General features: G+C 66.6%; 18 protein-coding genes. 7 read left to right on the top strand and 11 right to left on the bottom strand.

Annotated features, from left to right (window positions below; genetic code table 11):
* Positions 1 to 193 precede the first annotated feature (193 nt).
* The 3 genes from EX20_RS25550 to EX20_RS25540 all read left to right on the top strand — a co-directional run bounded on the left by EX20_RS25550 (position 194) and on the right by EX20_RS25540 (position 3,196).
* On the top strand, positions 194 to 1,054 hold the full coding sequence (locus EX20_RS25550) for a peptidoglycan DD-metalloendopeptidase family protein (protein ID WP_034195150.1): 861 nt from the start codon (positions 194 to 196) through the stop codon (positions 1,052 to 1,054).
* Between the two features lie 216 nt (positions 1,055 to 1,270).
* Complete coding sequence (bla, locus tag EX20_RS25545; protein ID WP_011882401.1) at positions 1,271 to 2,170, top strand: class A beta-lactamase; 900 nt, start codon at positions 1,271 to 1,273, stop codon at positions 2,168 to 2,170.
* 153 nt (positions 2,171 to 2,323) lie between these two features.
* Entirely contained in the window at positions 2,324 to 3,196 is an 873-nt protein-coding gene (locus EX20_RS25540) for a LysR substrate-binding domain-containing protein (protein ID WP_034195149.1), read from the top strand.
* Positions 3,197 to 3,221: 25 nt separating this feature from the next.
* Here the strand turns inward: EX20_RS25540 and EX20_RS25535 are convergent, their stop codons facing one another.
* From EX20_RS25535 to EX20_RS25525, 3 genes are all read right to left on the bottom strand, one after another.
* Positions 3,222 to 3,557, bottom strand: a complete 336-nt coding sequence (locus EX20_RS25535) for a hypothetical protein (RefSeq protein ID WP_014724751.1) — start codon at positions 3,555 to 3,557, stop codon at positions 3,222 to 3,224.
* Between the two features lie 359 nt (positions 3,558 to 3,916).
* A complete protein-coding gene (locus tag EX20_RS25530; protein WP_034195148.1) occupies positions 3,917 to 4,225 on the bottom strand; it encodes a hypothetical protein in 309 nt (102 codons plus the stop codon).
* Positions 4,226 to 4,561: 336 nt separating this feature from the next.
* Complete coding sequence (locus tag EX20_RS25525) at positions 4,562 to 5,497, bottom strand: NmrA family NAD(P)-binding protein (protein ID WP_034195147.1); 936 nt, start codon at positions 5,495 to 5,497, stop codon at positions 4,562 to 4,564.
* A 117-nt stretch (positions 5,498 to 5,614) separates the two neighbouring features.
* Between EX20_RS25525 and EX20_RS25520 the strand changes: the two genes are divergently transcribed.
* A complete protein-coding gene (locus tag EX20_RS25520; protein ID WP_034195146.1) occupies positions 5,615 to 6,511 on the top strand; it encodes a LysR family transcriptional regulator in 897 nt (298 codons plus the stop codon).
* 147 nt (positions 6,512 to 6,658) lie between these two features.
* Here the strand turns inward: EX20_RS25520 and EX20_RS25515 are convergent, their stop codons facing one another.
* The 8 genes from EX20_RS25515 to sapR form a co-directional block, all read right to left on the bottom strand.
* Positions 6,659 to 6,913 carry a GlsB/YeaQ/YmgE family stress response membrane protein gene (locus EX20_RS25515; RefSeq protein WP_011882395.1) on the bottom strand — a complete coding sequence of 85 codons (255 nt, stop codon included), beginning with the start codon at positions 6,911 to 6,913 and terminating at the stop codon, positions 6,659 to 6,661.
* Positions 6,914 to 7,050: 137 nt separating this feature from the next.
* Entirely contained in the window at positions 7,051 to 7,812 is a 762-nt protein-coding gene (locus EX20_RS25510; RefSeq protein ID WP_034195145.1) for an ABC transporter ATP-binding protein, read from the bottom strand.
* Positions 7,809 to 8,723: an ABC transporter ATP-binding protein gene (locus EX20_RS25505; RefSeq protein WP_034195144.1), complete on the bottom strand. Its 915-nt coding sequence runs from the start codon at positions 8,721 to 8,723 to the stop codon at positions 7,809 to 7,811. Before EX20_RS25505 ends, EX20_RS25510 begins: the two co-directional genes overlap by 4 nt.
* 1 nt (position 8,724) lies before the next feature.
* Complete coding sequence (gene nikC, locus EX20_RS25500; protein WP_011882392.1) at positions 8,725 to 9,639, bottom strand: nickel transporter permease; 915 nt, start codon at positions 9,637 to 9,639, stop codon at positions 8,725 to 8,727.
* 66 nt (positions 9,640 to 9,705) lie between these two features.
* Positions 9,706 to 10,776: an ABC transporter permease gene (locus tag EX20_RS25495; RefSeq protein ID WP_014724756.1), complete on the bottom strand. Its 1,071-nt coding sequence runs from the start codon at positions 10,774 to 10,776 to the stop codon at positions 9,706 to 9,708.
* A 10-nt stretch (positions 10,777 to 10,786) separates the two neighbouring features.
* Positions 10,787 to 12,388, bottom strand: coding sequence for an ABC transporter substrate-binding protein (locus tag EX20_RS25490; RefSeq protein ID WP_011882390.1), 1,602 nt, complete (start codon positions 12,386 to 12,388; stop codon positions 10,787 to 10,789).
* A 64-nt stretch (positions 12,389 to 12,452) separates the two neighbouring features.
* Positions 12,453 to 13,016, bottom strand: a complete 564-nt coding sequence (gene ddpX, locus EX20_RS25485) for a D-alanyl-D-alanine dipeptidase (protein WP_034195143.1) — start codon at positions 13,014 to 13,016, stop codon at positions 12,453 to 12,455.
* Positions 13,017 to 13,032: 16 nt separating this feature from the next.
* Positions 13,033 to 13,923: a sap1 transcriptional regulator SapR gene (sapR, locus tag EX20_RS25480; protein ID WP_034195142.1), complete on the bottom strand. Its 891-nt coding sequence runs from the start codon at positions 13,921 to 13,923 to the stop codon at positions 13,033 to 13,035.
* A 255-nt stretch (positions 13,924 to 14,178) separates the two neighbouring features.
* Between sapR and EX20_RS25475 the strand changes: the two genes are divergently transcribed.
* From EX20_RS25475 to EX20_RS25465, 3 genes are all read left to right on the top strand, one after another.
* Complete coding sequence (locus EX20_RS25475) at positions 14,179 to 14,427, top strand: helix-turn-helix domain-containing protein (protein ID WP_011882387.1); 249 nt, start codon at positions 14,179 to 14,181, stop codon at positions 14,425 to 14,427.
* Between the two features lie 3 nt (positions 14,428 to 14,430).
* Positions 14,431 to 15,765, top strand: a complete 1,335-nt coding sequence (locus EX20_RS25470; RefSeq protein WP_034195141.1) for a type II toxin-antitoxin system HipA family toxin — start codon at positions 14,431 to 14,433, stop codon at positions 15,763 to 15,765.
* Positions 15,766 to 16,079: 314 nt separating this feature from the next.
* On the top strand, positions 16,080 to 17,336 hold the full coding sequence (locus EX20_RS25465) for an oxalate decarboxylase family bicupin (protein ID WP_034195140.1): 1,257 nt from the start codon (positions 16,080 to 16,082) through the stop codon (positions 17,334 to 17,336).
* The last annotated feature ends 63 nt before the right edge of the window (positions 17,337 to 17,399 follow it).

Raw genomic sequence — 17,399 nt, 5'->3', positions numbered from 1 at the left:
CGCAGGCGAGAAAATTTCCGCCTGGCGTGCAGGAAACCGTCAAGTTTTTCCGATTCCGACCGTATTACCGAGAACGAAGGTCCCGCCGACGCGTGCCTCGTGATCGTTTGTCATCATTGTTTGCATCCGGTTACACGTCGGCCGTTCCGTTTTTGAGATGCTTGAAAGATTGTCAAACGGGAGTCGATCGTCCATGAAACTGTGCGAGATGTACCGCAACGCGGCCTGGCTGCCCGGCCTGGCCGCCGTGCTCGTCATGGCCGGTTGTGCAAGTACGGTACCCGTTCCGCCGAGCGATACGCTCGCGGGACCGTCGTCGGAGCAGCCCGCCGCTGCACTGCCGGCTACACCGGTGCCGCCGGCTGCCCCGATCCTCGTCGTACGGAAGTACGTGGTGAAGCGCGGTGACACGCTGAGCGCCATCGCGGCCGCCCACGCTTGCAGCGTGGCCGAGCTACGCACCTGGAACAAGCTCGATGCGCACGCCAGATTGCGGCGGGGACAGGTGCTGCACATCGTCCGGCAGCAGCAGCCGGCACCGGCGCAGCGCGCGAGCGACGCGACGGCTGGTGCCGTTCCGGCCGCTCCCGCCGCGCAGACCAATCCCGCGGCTGCCGCGCAGCCGAACGTGTCGCCCGCGAACGAGCGCCGGGTCGTCAACGAAACCAGGCGGCACGCGAGCGCGGTGTCGCTGACGTGGCCGGCCCGCGGCAAGATCGTCGATGCGTTCCGTCCCGGCCAGAACCGCGGCATTCAGATCGCCGGCCGGCCGGGCGACCCGGTGCGCGCGGCCGCCGACGGCCGCGTGATGTATGCGGGCACGGGCCTGAACGATTACGGCAGCCTGATCATCGTCCAGCACAATGCGGATTTTCTGACCGCGTACGCGCATAGCCGCCGGGTGCTCGTGAAGACCGGCGACATCGTGCGCCAGGGCGACGCGATCGCCGAAATGGGCGACGTGGACAACGCGCATGTCGCGCTGCTGTTCGAGGTGAGGCGCGACGGCAAGCCGGTCAATCCGATGCCTTATCTGCCTTCTTCGCAAGGCTGAAGCGGCGCGCCGCTGGAACGCGGCGGCGCTCGCTGCTACGCTAGGGCCTGTTCACGCGAGGGCCGCCGTTCGCGGCGGCGACGAACGTGTCGCGCGAGGCGCGGCCACATCGTCGCGAGCCGGCCGCCGCCATGAACGCGCGCGTGCCTCGCCAATGCCCGCGCGTATTGCGCCATGCACCGCTTCGCCACCGTTTCCGACTGAACGCCTTCATTCATGGACCATTCTCCGACTCGTCGTTCGCTGTTGCTCGCCGCCGTGTCCGCGCCGTTCGTCGCAGCGTGCACGTCGGCTCCCATTGCCGATCAGGGGCGCGCGCATGTTGCCCGCAGCGAGCTCGCCGCACTCGATAAGGCGTCGAACGGCCGGCTCGGCGTCGCCGCGCTCGACACGTCGAACGGCACGCGCATCGCGCATCATGCGCGCGAGCGCTTCCCACTGTGCGGCACCTATGCGGTCGTCGCGGCCGCCGCGATCCTCGCGCGTGCGTCGCTCGATGCATCGCTGCTGCCGCGTCGCATCCTGTATCGCCGTTACGAAGTCGTGGCCGGCTCGCCGGTGACGGAGAGCCACGTCGACACGGGCATGACGATCGCGCAACTCTGCGCCGCAATGCTGCAGTCGGGTGACAAGGGCGCGGGGAACCTGCTGATGAACGTGCTCGGCGGCCCGCAGGCCGTCACGGCGTTCGCGCACGAAAGCGGCGACACCGTGTTCCGGCTCGATCGCTGGGAGCCCGAGCTGAACCGTGCCGCGCCCGGCGACGAGCGCGACACGTCGACGCCGGTCGCGATGGTCGATACGCTGCAGCGGCTGCTGCTCGGCGACACGCTGCAGCAAGCGCAGCGCGCGCAGCTCACCGACTGGATGACGGCCGGCGCGCCCGACGCGACCGGCATCGCGGCCGGCGTGCCGCCGGGCTCGCGCGTGGCGGCCAAGCGCGGCACCGGCGGTTACGGCACGACGACCGAGGTCGCGGTGGTGTGGCCGCCGTCGCGCGCGCCGATCGTGCTCGCGGTGTCGTTCACGCAAGCGCAGGCCGACGCCGCTGCGCGCGCGGACGTCGTCGCGTCGGCGGCGCGCATCGCGACCGGAGCGCTCACCGCCACGGCCTGAGCGCGCTGCGCGAGCGACGCGGCTCGCGCAACGCCGCCATTTCGCTTATCGTGTCGGTCAGCCCGCGCCCGTCCCGGCGCGCGGTGTGCCTGCGCGATGCGCGCTTCATGCGCGCCGTTGGTTCGCGCAGTTCGTCTGCTTACCTGCCTCGCCATGCGCCGACTTCCGCCTCTGCACGCGCTGCAGATCTTCTCCACGGTGGCCCGCCACCGCAGCTTCACGCGTGCGGCCGAGCAGCTGTGCGTCACGCAGGGGGCGGTGAGCCGCCAGATCCAGGCGCTCGAGGCGCACTACGGTTTTCCGCTGTTCAAGCGGCACGCGAAGGGCCTTCTGCTGACGCCGGAGGGCGAGCAGTTGCTGCCGGTCGTCAACGAGAGCTTCGCGCGCATCGAGGACATCTCGATGAAGCTCACGCGGCAGCGCACCGATCTCGCGCTGAAGGTGCCGACCTGCGTGATCCGCTGGATGCTGCCGCGCATCATGCGGTTCCAGGGCGAGCATCCGGATCTGCACGTGCAGATCACGACCGCGTGGCAGCACGTCGTCGATTTCTCGACCGAGCCGTTCGATGCGGCGATCGTCTACGGTACGTCGCCGGGCGCGGGCGTCGTCGCGCTGCCGTTGTTCGACGAGCGGCTGACGCCGGTGTGCGCACCGGAGCTGCGGCACGCCGCGCCGCTCGACGCGGTCGGCGATCTCGTGCGCCATACGCTGCTGCATCCGACGCGCGATCATCGCGACTGGCGCGCGTGGCTCGAGCATGCGGGCGAGCGCGGCGTCGACGCGCAGCGCGGCCCGACCTTCGACACGCTCGATCTCGCGACGAATGCGGCGATGCAGGGCTTCGGCGTCGCGATCGGCGACGTGACGCTCGTCGACGACGACGTCCGCGCACACCGGCTCGAGCGGCCGTTCGACATCGTGCTCGAGACCGGCGCGCGCTACTACTTCGTCTATCCGGAGAGCATCGGCAGTCAGCAGAAGATCCGCGCGTTCAGCGACTGGATCGCCTGCCATCGCGACTGACGCGCGCAGTATCGGGCGACGCTTCCTACTGGTAGGTGACGACGGCGATCAGCGGCGCATGGGCGGTGCCGGCGCGCTCGGGGACGACGATCGTGCGCGAACCCTGCGAGAACGACGTGGTGGCGACCGTGCGCAGCGTGGCCGCGTCGACGAACGCGACTTGGCCGGTGGCCGGGCGCGGGCAATCGGGACGCATGCGCGCATGCTGCGCATCGGCGCTGTCGACCGTGAACGAGCAGGGCGGCTCGACGATCATGCCGGTGAAGCGAACTATGCCGGACGCGCCGGCCGCGAAGGAAGACGATGAAACCAGAAGCGCGGCAGCGAGGGCGAACGAGGCGGTAGCACGGCGATGCTTCATGACAGGCTCCAGAGTGGAAGCGCGTCGCAGCGAGGCCGCTCGAATGGCAGGCCGTCAACGCTGCGGTGCTGTATGCGTAAACGGCAAGTTCATCGAACCTCTTGAGTGAGAACGGGGAGACGACGGCACGCAAGGGACGTCGGGTTCCGGTGATCAATCTATCTCGAACTTGTACTACTGCAACTCGGGGTAGTACGGATGGCGCATGCAGCGCTGTGGAAGGAACGGCGGTTTGCCGGCCAATCGTTGGGGAGTCAACCAACGGCGATCGTGTGAATCGCAGTACCAACAATGGGTTCGTCGTGGTCGCCGTTGGCAAATTGCGCAGGTGGGCACTCGCGTGCCGACGTCGTGCACGCTCAAAACAAGCCTTCGCGGCGTACACGGCCGAAGTGAACCGATGAGAAGACACCTATGACCAGCACGCCGGCGAGCATCGCCGCGCTATCTACGTTCACCCCGGGCGGGAACGGATGATGGAGCAGCAGCGCCAAGCCGATCAGTGCGTTCAGAAAGCCCCAAAGGACATTGACGAGCGGCGACGATGGCCCCTTTCCGTGCGGCTTCGAAAACGGAGACGGAAAAACTTCGCCGCGCAGACCGGCAGTCAGGTGCGGCATCGCGTTGCACAAGAAGGCACCTGCAAAGAAGGCTGAAACGAAGCTCATGACTCGTCCTTTCGAAGGGAGTGAAACGCATGAATGGATAGGGACGCGCGGAATCGCCGAGTCGGCAGCCGAAAGGATTGGCAGCAGCCCGGGTCGCGACGTCGTGAGGCTCGAACTGTCTCGATCGACATCTGCGAGGAAGGCTCTCGCGGTCCAGGCGGGCAAGCCCGCTGGAGCGCGACAGATTCGGTTCGCCGGAATCGATGAACCACGACCGGTGCAAGAAAACTGGCCGACCGCCAACGTCAGGTCAGAGGCGGCACCTTCCAGCGCAAGGCGGCGCTCCCGAGCGCGGCCTTGCGAGAAGCATAGATCACGACAGTCTAACTTGCAAGTTTAGCTGTCGAATTTCGTGCGTGCGCCTTCGTAGTGACGTTTCATGAAGTCCAGGAGCGATGTCGGCCGCACGGTCGGATATTGGTCATTTGCGATGTCGCGCAAGGTGCCTTCGCCCGACATCATCGGCAGCAGATACTGGAGCGGCAGCATTGCCATCGGATGAGCACCGGCCTTCGCCATTCGCCGTAGCTCGGCATAGCCGTCCGCGATCGAGCCTCGACGCACCCGATGAAGCTCCTTGCCGGTCGCTGCTGCATAGTCCGCTGCGATCTGGGCAATGGTGCGGCAGTCGCCTGCCACGGACACTATCCTGTTAGCCGCCGCCGGATCCTCGACGGCAGCCACGGTCCAGGCTGCAACGTCGTTCATGGACGTGAAATCGAGGGGCACCTCGTCGTCGCCCCAGTAAGCGATCGTGCCCGCTTTGGCGTCGATCAGGCCGGGGTTGGAGAACACAGCCTCCATGAAGGCACCGTTCAGGATGTGGGTGTGGCCAATGCCGCTCGGCGCGACCTTGCGATCGAAGGTCCGCCGCATGTCGAGGTAAGGGTTGATGCCTTCCGGAATCGAGAACAGGTTCTCGGAGAAGTCCGACGGGACCAATCGCCGGACGCCTGCCGCGAGCGCTGCCTCGAGCAAACGGGCCTGGCCATCGACGATGATGTCGGGGCCACCCTGAACTGCCGAAATAACGGTATCGACGCCGGCACAGGCTTGCTCGAGGCTGAGCGGGTCGTCCAGGTCAGTATTGACGACGGTTACGCCGTTCGCAAGCCACTGCCTTGCACGATTGCCGTGCTTACCTGCTGAACCGCCGCGCACTCCCGCGCGGATCTCACCGGCGGGTCGCGTGCGAAGTAACGCATCGATGATTCGGTGCCCAAGATTGCCGGCGGCGCCGACGACCAAACAGCTCGTGTGTGTATTGTCCATGACTCCCTCGGTTCGTCACGACGCTCGGTGGACGGCGTCGAGGAGAAGTCTAGGTCGTGCCGAATTTGAATATAAGATGGCTGAATCGAGACTCCGCGTTCCGGAAAACGACACGAAATGGACCAGGCCGACCTCATCATATTTCTTTGCTTAGCCGATAGCGGAAGCCTTTCAGGCACGGCACGCACGCTGAAGTCGCCCAAATCGTCCGTAAGCCGGGCACTCGTCCGGTTGGAGACGGAGATTGGATCGGCGCTCTTCGACCGGTCCACCCGACACTTCCGGCTGACCGATGCGGGAAAACTGCTGCTGCCCTACGCGTCGCGGGCAGTTCACGACCTGCAGGAAGCGCAGGCGATCATCGATGGCTACGCGGGGGAACCGCGCGGGCTGCTACGCATCAACACGACGCAATCGTTCGCACAGGGGCTCGTTGCGCCCATGCTGCCCGAGTTTCTCGACCGCTATCCGGCGCTCACCGTCGAGCTGACGACGGACTCGAACTACGTCGACATCGCGCGCGAAGGTATCGACGTAGCGGTGCGCGTCGGTACACTTCCCGACTCGTCGCTCGTCGCACGCAGGCTGCCGCCGGTCGAATTGTGGCTGTGCGCAAGTCCATCCTACCTGTCGCGGTCGGGCGCGCCGATGGCGGCAAGCGAGCTTCATGGACATCGGCTCGTCGTTCGAGAGGCGCCCACGAGCTGGGTGTTTCAGGATGGCCAGGCGGAATTGACCATACGGCCGCGTGGTAGCGCAATTATTCCTGATGCGGCTGCGCAGAAGATCGTGCTTGAAGGCGGGGGCGGGATTGGTTTTCTTCCAAGCTACCTCGCTGCTCCCGCCTTGAGGGCAGGTACCTTGGTGCGGGTGCTTCCGTCATTGAGACGAGAACCCATCGAGCTTCACGCGCTGTATCCGACTCACCGCAGTATGTCGGCAAAGGTCCGCGTTTTCATCGATGCCCTTGTTGGTCACCTCGAGACAGTCGGGCTAACGTCCTCGCGCGTCTAGCGGCTGGGGTGTACCAGGCGAGCGCCAGGCAATCGATACAGGCAATTGAACTGGCCGATCACCGACGTGCCTCTTCTGCACTCCACGAAGAACCCAAAAAAACGGCCGCCCATTCCGGGCGGCCGCCTCGTGCTACCGCAGCTTCGCTCAGCCCGCGCGCTTGCGTACGGCCCCGACGATCACGAGCAGCACGATCGCGCCGACGATCGACGCGATCCAGCCCGCGCCCTGGCCGGGCGCATACCAGCCGGCGGCGCGGCCGACATAGCCCGCGATGAGCGAGCCGACGACGCCGAGTACGATGGTCATCAGGATGCCCATCTTGTCGTCGCCGGGTTTGAATGCGCGCGCGAGCAGGCCGACGATGAGCCCGACCACCAGCGTTTCGATGAATTGCAGCATGAACGCCTCCCTGTTGCCATTGAGTTGTTGACGAACAGCAATGGACCAGCGCGCGCTGCGCAGGTTCCATTGCTCGGCACACCGATGCACCGGCGCGCGGGGTGCCGAGTATTGCACGCCCATGCGTCGCGCGCGTGTCAGGCAACCGGATCGAGACGGCGATACCCTTCGGTCGCGCGCAGCAGCGTGCGCGTGTAGTCGCGCGCGACCTGTCCGGCACGCACGTCCTCGATCCGCAACTGCTCGACGATCTGGCCGTGCTGCATCACCGCGACGCGCTGACACAGAAAGCCGATCACCGCGAGATTGTGGCTCACGACGATCATCGTCAGCTTGCGTTCGCGATGCAGGCGGCGCAGCAGGTTCAGGATCTCGGCCTGCACCGACACGTCGAGCGCGGAGGTCGGCTCGTCGAGCAGCAGCACGCGCGGCTCGACGATCAGCGCGCGCGCGATCGCGACGCGCTGGCGCTGCCCGCCCGACAGCTGGTGCGGATAGCGGAAGCGGAACGTCGGCCCGAGCCCGACCTCCGACAGCGCCCGCGCAATGCGTGCATCGGCGTCGTCGATCCGGTGGATCGACAGCGGCTCGCGCAGCGTCTGATCGACCGTGAAGCGCGGATGCAGCGATGCGTACGGATCCTGGAACACCATCTGCACGTGGCGGCGCGAGGCGCGATCCGGCGTGCCGCCGACGGCCCGGCCGTCGATCGACAGGCTGCCGCCGGCGAGCGGGACGAAGCCGGTCAGCGCGCGCAGCAGCGTCGACTTGCCGGAGCCCGATTCGCCGACGAGCCCGAACACCTCGCCGTCGCGGACCGCGAAGCTCGCGTCGCGCACCGCATCGACGTGGCCCGTGCGAGTGGGAAAGCGGATCGAGACGTGGTCGACGTCGATCATCGTGTGGCCTCCGGTGGTTGCATCGGCATGCTTGCGGGCGGCGCGGCCTCGAGCCACGCCGGATCGCGCCGCAGCACGGGGAGTTCGTCGGGCGGGTTCACGAGCGGCGGATTCGCCGCGAGCAGCCCGCGCGTATAGGGATGCGTCGCATCGCGCAGGTCGCGCGCCGCGCAGGTTTCGACCACGCGGCCCGCATACATCACCGCGACGCGATCGCAGAACGACATCACGAGCGGCAGGTCGTGGCTGATGAACATCAGCCCCGTGCCGTGCCGCGCGATCATCGCGTCGAGCACCGCGAGCACCTGCATCGACACCGCGACGTCGAGCGCCGAGGTCGGCTCGTCGGCGATCAGCAGCCGCGGGCCGGTCGACACCATCATCGCGATCATCACGCGCTGGCCCATCCCGCCCGACAGCTCGTGCGGATACGCATCGGCGACGCGGGCCGGATCGCGGATCTGCACGGCCGCGAGCGCGTCGATGATCCGCTCGCGCAACGCGCGGCTGCGCAGCCCCGGCTCGTGCCGCCGGAACGCTTCGGCCATCTGCTTCGCGACGGTCATCACCGGGTTCAGCGAATACTTCGGATCCTGCAGGATCATCCCCATCTGGCTGCCGCACAGCCGACGGCGCTCGCCGGGCGTCATCGCGAGCAGGTCGCGGCCGGCGAAGCGCATGGTGCGCGCCGACCAGCGCGCGGCGTCCGGCAGCAGCCCGAGCAGCGCGCGGCCGGTCAGCGATTTGCCGGAGCCCGATTCGCCGACGATGCCGAGCCGCTCGCCGGGCGCGAGCGTCAGCGACAGGTCGCGCACCGCGTCGGACACGACGCCGTCGTGCCCGCGAAAGCCGATCTTCAGCCCGTCGATCTCGCAAAGCGGCGCGGCCGTTTCAGTGGAATTCGCTTGCATGTCACGCTCCATGACGCGGATCGAAGACGTCGCGCAGCCCGTCGCCGAGCAGGTTGAACGCTAGGCTCACCAGCAGGATCGCCGCGCCGGGCAGCGTCGCGACCCACCACGCGTCGAGCAGCACGTTGCGGCCCGACGCGACCATGAAGCCCCATTCGGGGCTCGGCGGCTGCGCGCCGAGGCCGAGGAAGCCGAGGCCCGCGACCGTCAGGATGATGCCGGCCATGTCGAGCGTCGCGCGCACGATCACCGACGACATGCACAGCGGGACGATGTAGCGCAGCAGGATGCGCGGCCCCGACGCGCCTTGCAGTCGCGCCGCATGAATGTAGTCGGCCTGCGCGATGCGGATCGTCTCGGCGCGCGCGAGCCGCGCGTATGCGGGCCACGCGGTGATCGAAATCGCGACCACCGCGTTGATCACGCCGGGCCCGAGCGCGGCCGCGAACGCGAGCGCGAGCACGATCTTCGGGAACGCGAGCGCGATGTCGGTGATGCGCATCAGCACGCTGTCGACGAAGCCGCCGCAATAGCCGGCCGTGGTGCCGATCAGCAGGCCGATCGGCACCACGATCACGACCACCAGCAGCGCGATGCCGAGCGTGATGCGCGAGCCGCCGATCAGCCGCGACAGGATGTCCCGGCCGAGCTGGTCGGTGCCGAGCCAGTGCGATGGCGAGCCGGGCGGCAGCAGCCGGTCGGACAGCACCTGACGCAGCGGATCGTGCGGCATGATCAGCGGCCCGACGATCGCGACCGCGATCAGCGCGACCAGGATCGCGAGCCCGAACAGGTTCAGCGGATTGGTGGCGAAGCGGCGCCAGCGACGGTACGCGAGGCCGAACGCGGCCTGCGAACGCGACGCGGGGGCGTCGGAAAGAAGCCACGCACGCAGCGTGGGACGCTCGATGTTCATGGGCGGACGATCTTCGGCAGGAAGGGAAGGACAGCGCAGCAGGAAGCGGTCATGGCGAAGCGGCCCTCAGCGCGCACGCGGATCGAACACGCGATACAGCGCGTCGGTCAGCAGGTTGACGGTGATGAACATCGCGCCGATCACGAGCGTCGCGCCGAGCACCGCGCTCATGTCGGCATTCAGCAGCGCGCCGGTCAGGTACGAGCCGAGGCCCGGCCACGCGAACACGATCTCGGTCAGCACCGAGCCCTCGAGCAGGTTGCTGTAGGTCAGCGCGATCACGGTGAGCAGCGGCACCGCGATGTTGCCGAACGCGTGCCGCCAGATCACGCGCCGCTCCGACAGACCCTTCGCGCGCGCGGTGACGATGTATTCCTGGCTCAGCTGGTCGAGCATGAACGAGCGCGTCATCCGGCTCAGATACGCGACCGAGTAATAGCCGAGGATCGCGGCCGGCAGCGCGATGTGCGACACCGCGTTGCGGAACACGTCCCATTCGCCCGCGAGCGCCGAGTCGATCAGCAGGCTGCCGGTGCGCGGGTCGACCATGCCGTCGTACACGGGATCGAGCCGGCCGGGGCCGGCCACCCAGTGCAGCCGCGCATAGAACAGCAGCAGCCCCATCAGCCCGAGCCAGAACACCGGCACCGAGTTGCCGATCAACCCGACGAAGCGCGCGATGTGGTCGACCGGCCGGTTGTGCCGGACCGCGGCCACGACGCCGAGCGGCACGCCGAGCGCGATGCCGATCAACGTCGCGATGGTCGCGAGCTCGAGCGTCGCGGGGAACACGCGGCGGATGTCGTCGAGCACGGGGTTCGACGTCAGCAGCGAGATCCCGAGATTGCCGTGCAGCACGTCGCGCACGTAGATCAGGAACTGCGTCGCGAGCGGCTTGTCGAGGCCGAGCGCGATGCGCTCGGCCGCGTAAGCGTCGGCCGACGCGCGATCGCCGAGGATCGCGAGCACGGGGTCGATCGGCACCTTGCGCCCGATCACGAACGTCAGCGCGAGCAGCCCCGCGAACGTGACGGCGAGCGTGAGCGCCCAGCGCAGCACGCGCAGCGCCCAGCGTACGGCCGGGCGCCGCGCGGGCAGCGTGCGCAGCGCTTCGAGGGAGGAGACGGGAGTCGACATGCGGCGAGTGTTATTGCTTCTTCAGGTTACGGTACGACACGAGATCGTTGATCGGCCCGACTTCGAGCCCGCTCACGCCCGGCCGCGTCGCGACCTGCGCGACCTTCTCGAACATGATCACGAACGGCGAGCGCGCGAGCATCGCCTTCTGCATCGCCTGATAGCGCTGCGCGCGTTGCGCGGCAGTGGGTTCGGCGAGCGCGGCGTCGGTGTCCTTCGTCAGTTGAGGAATGTCCCAGCTGTTGCGCCAGGCGAGCATTTTATAGCTCGACTTGTCGGAGTTGTCGGGGTTCCAGGCGAAACCCTGCGCGTTGCTGTGCGGATCGATGTAGTCGGCCGACCATTCGCCGATGTAGATGTCGTGCTGGCGTGCGCGGTACTTCGCGAGCGTCTGCTTGTTGTCGCCCGGAATCAGCTGCACCTTGACGCCCGCCTGCGCGAAGTTGGCCTGCACGGCCTGCGCGATCTCGGTGTACGGATAGTCGTTGCGCACGTCCATCGTCACCGAGAAGCCGTTCGGCACGCCGGCCTTCGCGAGCAGCGCCTTCGCCTTCGCGACGTCGAGCTTGTACGGGTTCGAATTGAGCGTGCCGAGGAAGCCTTCCGGCAGGAAGGTCTGGTGCACCTTGTAGGTCGTCTTGACGACGTTGGCCTGGATGCCGGAATAGTCGACCAGCCATTTCAGCGCTTCCTGCACCTCCGGCTTCGCGAGCGTCGGGTTCTTCGTGTTCAGGCCCAGATACAGCAGCGTCGCCTGCGGCGAGGCCGCGACCTTCGCCTTGCCCGACTTCACGACCGACGCGAGATCGTCGGGGCTCAGGTCGCGCGCCGCATCGACGTCGCCGTTCTCCAGCAGCAGGCGCTGGCTTGCCGCTTCCGGCACGTGGCGCAGCACGATGCGCTTCATCGCGAGCGGCAGCCGGTAGCCGTCGAAGCGTTGCAGCACGATGCTGTCGCCAGCCGTCCACTTGACGAGCCGGTATGCGCCGGAGCCGGCCTCGTTGGTCTTCAGCCACGCGTTGCCGAAGTCGTTGCCCTGCTGGTGCGACAGCAGCAGCTTGCGGTCCAGCACCGACGCCGGCCACGAGCCGAGCACGTTCAGCACGAAGGTCGGCGCGTATTTCTGGTCGGTCGTGATCGACACCGTCTGGTCGTCGAGCTTCTTCACGTTCGCCGCGACGTTCGCCTTCGTGAGGCCGATGCCGGTGAGCACGGCCGCCGGCCCCTTGTCGAGCAGCACCGTGCGCTGGATCGACCACGCGACGTCGTCGGCGGTCAGCGGATTGCCCGAGTGGAACTTCAGGCCCGTGCGCAGCTTGAACGTATAGGTCAGCCCGTCGGCGCTGACCGTCCACGATTGCGCGACGTCGCCGTTGAATTTCGACGGGTCGCGCAGGTCGACTCGCACGAGGCGATCGTAGGTGTTCGCCACGTATTCCTCGGGCACCAGCTCGTAGATCTCGCCGGGGTCGAGCGTCGTGAATTCGTCGAGCAGCGTCGCCATCACGAACATGTCCTTCGGCGTGGCCGCGTGCGCGGCGCGAAGCGGAACGGCGGCGAGAACGGACGCGGCGGCGAGCGCCGCGACGAGCCGGGAGATCGGGAGTTTCATGGGCGCTTCTCCATCTTTCGTTGAAGTCGTTGCACGTGCATCGAAACGGCGGCGTGCCTCGCCGCTACATCAGTCGCCACGGGCCGCTCGCGACGTTGTCGATCTGCGGCAACGCGCGTGAGCCGGGCAATTCGTAATGCCACCACTCGCTGTCGATATGCGCGAAGCCGGCCGCGTGCATCACGCCGAGCAGCAGCAGCCGGTTACGCTGCACGTGCTCGGGCAGCCCCGCATGGAAGTGGCCCGACGCGGCCACCATCTCGTCGAAGCCGGTGCCCATGTCGAGCGGCGCGCCGTCGGCGCCGACCAGCGTCAGGTCGAGCGCGGTGCCGCGGCTGTGGTTCGAGCCGCGGCCGAGGTCGGCGACGAAGTTCGGATCGGGCAGGAAATCCCACAACACCTGCTGCGCCTGCGGCGGCCGATACGCGTCGTAGATGCACAGCGTGAAGCCGGCCTGCGCGGCGACGTCGATCGCGCGACGCAGCGCGGCTTCCGCCGGTTCGAGCAGCAGGCAGTGCGTGTGGCGGTAGATCGGCTTGCCGGTCAGGTTGCGCGCGCTCGCGTAGACGAGATCGATCTCGACGCGATGCGTGGCGGGGGTGATTTCGACGAGGCGGTGAGGGTTCATCGGCGGTCCGGTTTGCTCAGGATTCGAATTGGTCGAACGTGCGCTGCAACTCGCGGTTGCGCGCGACGCGCCGGTCGATCGCCGGACCGAGGCGATCGACCACCGCGGTGATCAGCAGGTTGAACAGGCAGGTGAGCGGCGCGAGCGAATCCCAGAACTGGCCGACGTCGGTCTTCACCTGCAGCAGGTCGGCCGGCCATTCGCGCGCCCACGGGCAATACAGGTCGGTGACCAGCGCGAACGGCTGGCCGCGCTCGGCGGCTGCCTGGCAATAGCGGCGCGCGCTGCGCGAATACGCGCGCGTGTCGGTGACGATGCAGTACGGCCGCTCGAATTCGGAGTTCAGCGAATCGACGTACGAGCCCGACTGGCCGTCGGAATAGAACACGCGCGGGCGCAGGTATTCGAGGTAGCTGCTGAATGCGTTGCTGATGCCGCGCGTCGACTGGATGCCGAGGATGAACACCGCGTCGGCGTCGGCGATGCGGTCCGCGACCTGCGCGAACACCGGTTCTTCGGCAAGCCGGTACACGTGGCGGATCGCGTCGAGCTCGCGCTCGAGCGATGCGGCGAGCGGGCTGCCGCTACGATCGCCGTCGCGCGCGTCGGCGGTCGCAGGCGCGGCGGCGGCGCGGCGGTACTCGTCGAGCCGGTCGGTGATCATCCATGGGCGATCGTTGCCGCCGCCGCGCAGTTCGCGTTTCAGGTCGTCGAGGTTCCGGTAGCCGATGCTGCGCAGGAAGCGCCCGACCGAGATGCCGCTGGTGCCGGTCTGCTGCGCGATCTGGTCGGCGGTTTCGAGGCCGAGCCGATCGAGGTTCGCGAGCATGTAGCTGGCGATGCGTTTTGCGGTCGGCGTCAGCTCGGCAAAGTGCGATTCGACGGTGTGGGCGAACGTGCAGGTCATCGAAATGTTAGATCGCTGTCATTTGATGATTAGATGTCATCTATCTGACAAAGCCAAAATCATGAGCGCCAGCGAATAAAAACTATGGACGGACGAGGGGTGATAGGGGTTGGCATACGTGCTACGGCCGGCAGCAGCGCTCTGCAGTGTGAAAATATTACTGACAGGAATACTTTGCGTTTATGTCTGTTAGAGATAATTTGCGTTTATGCCTGTCAGAGATATACTGCATAGATTGCATCCAGGACGCCCGCCGTGAATCTCATCGTCAATACCCCTGCTCAACTGGGCGAAATCCTGTCGTCCGCGCGTCAGGCCAAGGGGCTGACGCAAGCCGAGGCGGCGGCACGCATCGGCGTCGGCCAATCGCGCCTGTCGTCGCTGGAAACGATCCGCACCGAAAGCCTGTCGCTCAAGCAGTTGCTCGAACTGACCGCGCTGTACGGTCTCGAGCTCAGCATCCGCACGAAGGACGGGCGCGACGCTGCCGACGTCGAGTGGTAATCGATGGGACGCAAATCGCACAGCCGCGCGCTATCGATCTGGGCCAATGGCGTGCGGGTCGGAATCTGGCGGATTCCCCCGCGCGGCGACATGGAACTGCTGTACGACGCCGGCTGGAAACAGTCGGATGCCGGCCGCCCGCTGTCGCTGTCGCTGCCGTTCGGCATCGGCCCTGCGCCGTTGCGCGGCGAGCGCGTGAATCACTACTTCGACAATCTGCTGCCCGACAGCGACGCGATCCGGCGCCGGCTTGCGTCGCGGTTCGGCACGGCGACGACCGAGCCGTTCGATCTGCTCGCCGCACTCGGCCGGGACTGCGTCGGCGCGGTGCAGTTGCTCGGCGAGGATGAAACGCCGACCGGCCATGACCGGATCGACGGTACGCCGTTGTCCGACGACGACGTGGTGCGCGTGCTCGATCAGGCGAGCGGGGCGGCGGGCGGTGCGCAGGACGACGACGACTTCCGCCTGTCGCTGGCCGGCGCGCAGGAAAAGACCGCGCTGCTGTTTCACGACGGGCGCTGGATGCGCCCGCATGGCTCGACGCCGACCACGCATATCCTCAAGTTGCCGCTCGGGCTGGTCGGCAACAAGCGTGCGGATCTGACGACATCCGTCGAAAACGAGTGGCTGTGCCTTGCGATCCTGCGCGCGTTCGGCCTGCCGACGGCGCACGCCGACATCCTGCGTTTCGGCGCACACAAGGTGCTGTCGGTCGCGCGCTTCGATCGCGCGCTGCATCGTGACGGCGGATGGCTGTTGCGCTTGCCGCAAGAGGATTTTTGCCAGGCGCTCGGCGTGCCGCCGCATCTGAAATACGAATCGCAGGGCGGCCCCGGCGTGCCCGATCTGGCCGGCATCCTGCGCCGGTCGGAAACGGCGCAGGCCGACCTCGACACGCTGTTTACCGCGCTGGTGGTGTTCTGGATGCTCGCCGCGCCGGACGGGCATGCAAAGAACTTCAGCCTGCGCCTGCTGCCGGGCGGCCGCTTCCGGCTGACGCCGCTCTACGACGTGATGTCGATCTGGCCGGTGGAGGGGGACGGCGCGAACCAGTGGTCGTGGCACAAGGCGAAGCTCGCGATGGCCGTGCACGGCAAGCGCAGGCACTATGCGATGCGCGACATCACGCGTCGGCACTTCACTGCGATGGCGGAATATTGCCTGCTCGGCGATATCGCTACGCCGATCGTCGAACGACTCGTAGCGATGACGCCGCACGTGATCGAATCGGTCGGCGCGGCGCTGCCGGCCGGGTTTCCGGCGCGGATCGCCGAACGCATCCTCGGCGGATTGCGCTTCGCTGCGCAACGACTTGCCGACCTGCCGCGGGAGTGACCCGGCCGCCGTCCGGACTCGGCAGCTGAAAGCCGGCGCATCCGCACTTTCGCGTTCCCGTCGATGGCGTCGAGCCGCCATCGCGCGGCGCGCATCCCGCTCTCTTCTCCTCGACATTCATCGGCTGCTGCATCGCAATAATTACAAAATTAAAGTCGATCAGTTTTATTCATTAATTAAGCTTAATAATTCATTTAATTTTTAGATGAATATGGATTTAACTTGCGTCACGGGATGTTCGATTTTGGATGATTCGAAAACGGCCGGTATTCCGTAATGGGAATTCTCTCGAATGTAAAAATGAAGAGGAAATCATGACGAATCTTTCTCGACGCAGAATGTTGACGAGTACGGCCGGCGCAATTGCCGCCGCGGGCATTGCGGTAACGGCGAAGGCCGCTTCGTTCGGTAACCCGGACAGCCCACCGGAAGGCGCGGTGAATGCCCGCAACCGCCAGAGCCTGTCCGACCCGGGGCCTAAAAATCCGGCCATCGCCAATCAATTCCCGTCTTTTCAGGATCCGCCGGCCACCGACATCAACGGGATGCCGTTATTCTGGGCATCTTTCAATAATTCCCATAAACGCATTCAGAATGGCGGATGGGCGCGCGAAGTGACGCAGGACGATTTCGCGATTTCCGAAACCATTTCCGGCGTCAATATGCGGCTGACGCGCGGCGGCATTCGCGAGATGCACTGGCACCAGCAGGCCGAGTGGGCCATCATGCTCGACGGCCGTTGCCGGATCACGGTGCTCGACGAGCTCGGACGGCCGTCGGTGCAGGACGTCAAGACCGGCGATCTGTGGTATTTCCCGCCCGGCCTGCCACATTCGCTGCAGGGCCTCGGCAGCGACGGCGCCGAATTCCTGCTCGCCTTCGATAACGGTCGCGCGTCGGAATTCAACACGCTGTTGCTGACCGACTGGATCGCGCATACGCCGCCCGACGTGCTCGCGCTGAATTTCGGCGTGCCGGCCGACGCGTTCAAAAACGTGCCGCTCGACAACCTGTGGATTTTCCAGGGCGACGAACCGGGTCCGCTCGCGGACGCGCAGCGTGCGTCGGCCGCGTCGGCCGGTGCGCCGCCGCATCCGTTCGTGTTTTCGCTCGGCGACATGAAGCCGGTCAGGAAGACGCGCGGCGGCGAAGTGCGGATCGCGGACAGCACCAACTTCAACGTGTCGACGACCGTCGCGGCGGCGCTCGTCACCGTGCACCCGGGCGGCATGCGCGAGCTGCACTGGCACCCGAACGCCGACGAATGGCAGTACTACCTGCAAGGCGAAGCGCGGATGACCGTGTTCGACACGGGGCCGAAGGCGCAGACGGCCGACTTCCGCGCAGGCGACGTCGGCTATGTGAAGAAGAGCCTCGGTCACTACGTGCAGAACACCGGCCGCACCGATCTCGTGTTCCTCGAGATCTTCAAGGCCGACCGCTATGCAGAGGTGTCGTTGTCCGACTGGCTCGCGCACACGCCGCCGCAGCTCGTCGAAGCGCACCTGAACATCGCGCCGGACGTGATCGCGCAGTTCCCGCGCAATCGCCCCGACGTCGTGCCGCTGTAACGCCGCCAGCGTCCTGCCGTGGCCGGCATGCGGCTTGCTGGCCTGGCGGGCCGAACCCCGAAT

The organism is Burkholderia sp. WP42 (genome assembly GCF_000745665.1).
Lineage (GTDB): Bacteria > Pseudomonadota > Gammaproteobacteria > Burkholderiales > Burkholderiaceae > Burkholderia > Burkholderia vietnamiensis.
This window is presented reverse-complemented; position numbering and strand designations above follow the sequence as displayed.

Bases quoted from the DNA above. Each gene is read 5' to 3' on its own strand.
- EX20_RS25550 (WP_034195150.1), top strand. From the start codon at position 194: ATGAAACTGTGCGAGATGTACCGCAACGCGGCCTGGCTGCCCGGCCTG.
- bla (WP_011882401.1), top strand. From the start codon at position 1,271: ATGGACCATTCTCCGACTCGTCGTTCGCTGTTGCTCGCCGCCGTGTCC.
- EX20_RS25540 (WP_034195149.1), top strand. From the start codon at position 2,324: ATGCGCCGACTTCCGCCTCTGCACGCGCTGCAGATCTTCTCCACGGTG.
- EX20_RS25535 (WP_014724751.1), bottom strand. From the start codon at position 3,557: ATGAAGCATCGCCGTGCTACCGCCTCGTTCGCCCTCGCTGCCGCGCTT.
- EX20_RS25530 (WP_034195148.1), bottom strand. From the start codon at position 4,225: ATGAGCTTCGTTTCAGCCTTCTTTGCAGGTGCCTTCTTGTGCAACGCG.
- EX20_RS25525 (WP_034195147.1), bottom strand. From the start codon at position 5,497: ATGGACAATACACACACGAGCTGTTTGGTCGTCGGCGCCGCCGGCAAT.
- EX20_RS25520 (WP_034195146.1), top strand. From the start codon at position 5,615: ATGGACCAGGCCGACCTCATCATATTTCTTTGCTTAGCCGATAGCGGA.
- EX20_RS25515 (WP_011882395.1), bottom strand. From the start codon at position 6,913: ATGCTGCAATTCATCGAAACGCTGGTGGTCGGGCTCATCGTCGGCCTG.
- EX20_RS25510 (WP_034195145.1), bottom strand. From the start codon at position 7,812: ATGATCGACGTCGACCACGTCTCGATCCGCTTTCCCACTCGCACGGGC.
- EX20_RS25505 (WP_034195144.1), bottom strand. From the start codon at position 8,723: ATGCAAGCGAATTCCACTGAAACGGCCGCGCCGCTTTGCGAGATCGAC.
- nikC (WP_011882392.1), bottom strand. From the start codon at position 9,639: ATGAACATCGAGCGTCCCACGCTGCGTGCGTGGCTTCTTTCCGACGCC.
- EX20_RS25495 (WP_014724756.1), bottom strand. From the start codon at position 10,776: ATGTCGACTCCCGTCTCCTCCCTCGAAGCGCTGCGCACGCTGCCCGCG.
- EX20_RS25490 (WP_011882390.1), bottom strand. From the start codon at position 12,388: ATGAAACTCCCGATCTCCCGGCTCGTCGCGGCGCTCGCCGCCGCGTCC.
- ddpX (WP_034195143.1), bottom strand. From the start codon at position 13,016: ATGAACCCTCACCGCCTCGTCGAAATCACCCCCGCCACGCATCGCGTC.
- sapR (WP_034195142.1), bottom strand. From the start codon at position 13,923: ATGACCTGCACGTTCGCCCACACCGTCGAATCGCACTTTGCCGAGCTG.
- EX20_RS25470 (WP_034195141.1), top strand. From the start codon at position 14,431: ATGGGACGCAAATCGCACAGCCGCGCGCTATCGATCTGGGCCAATGGC.
- EX20_RS25465 (WP_034195140.1), top strand. From the start codon at position 16,080: ATGACGAATCTTTCTCGACGCAGAATGTTGACGAGTACGGCCGGCGCA.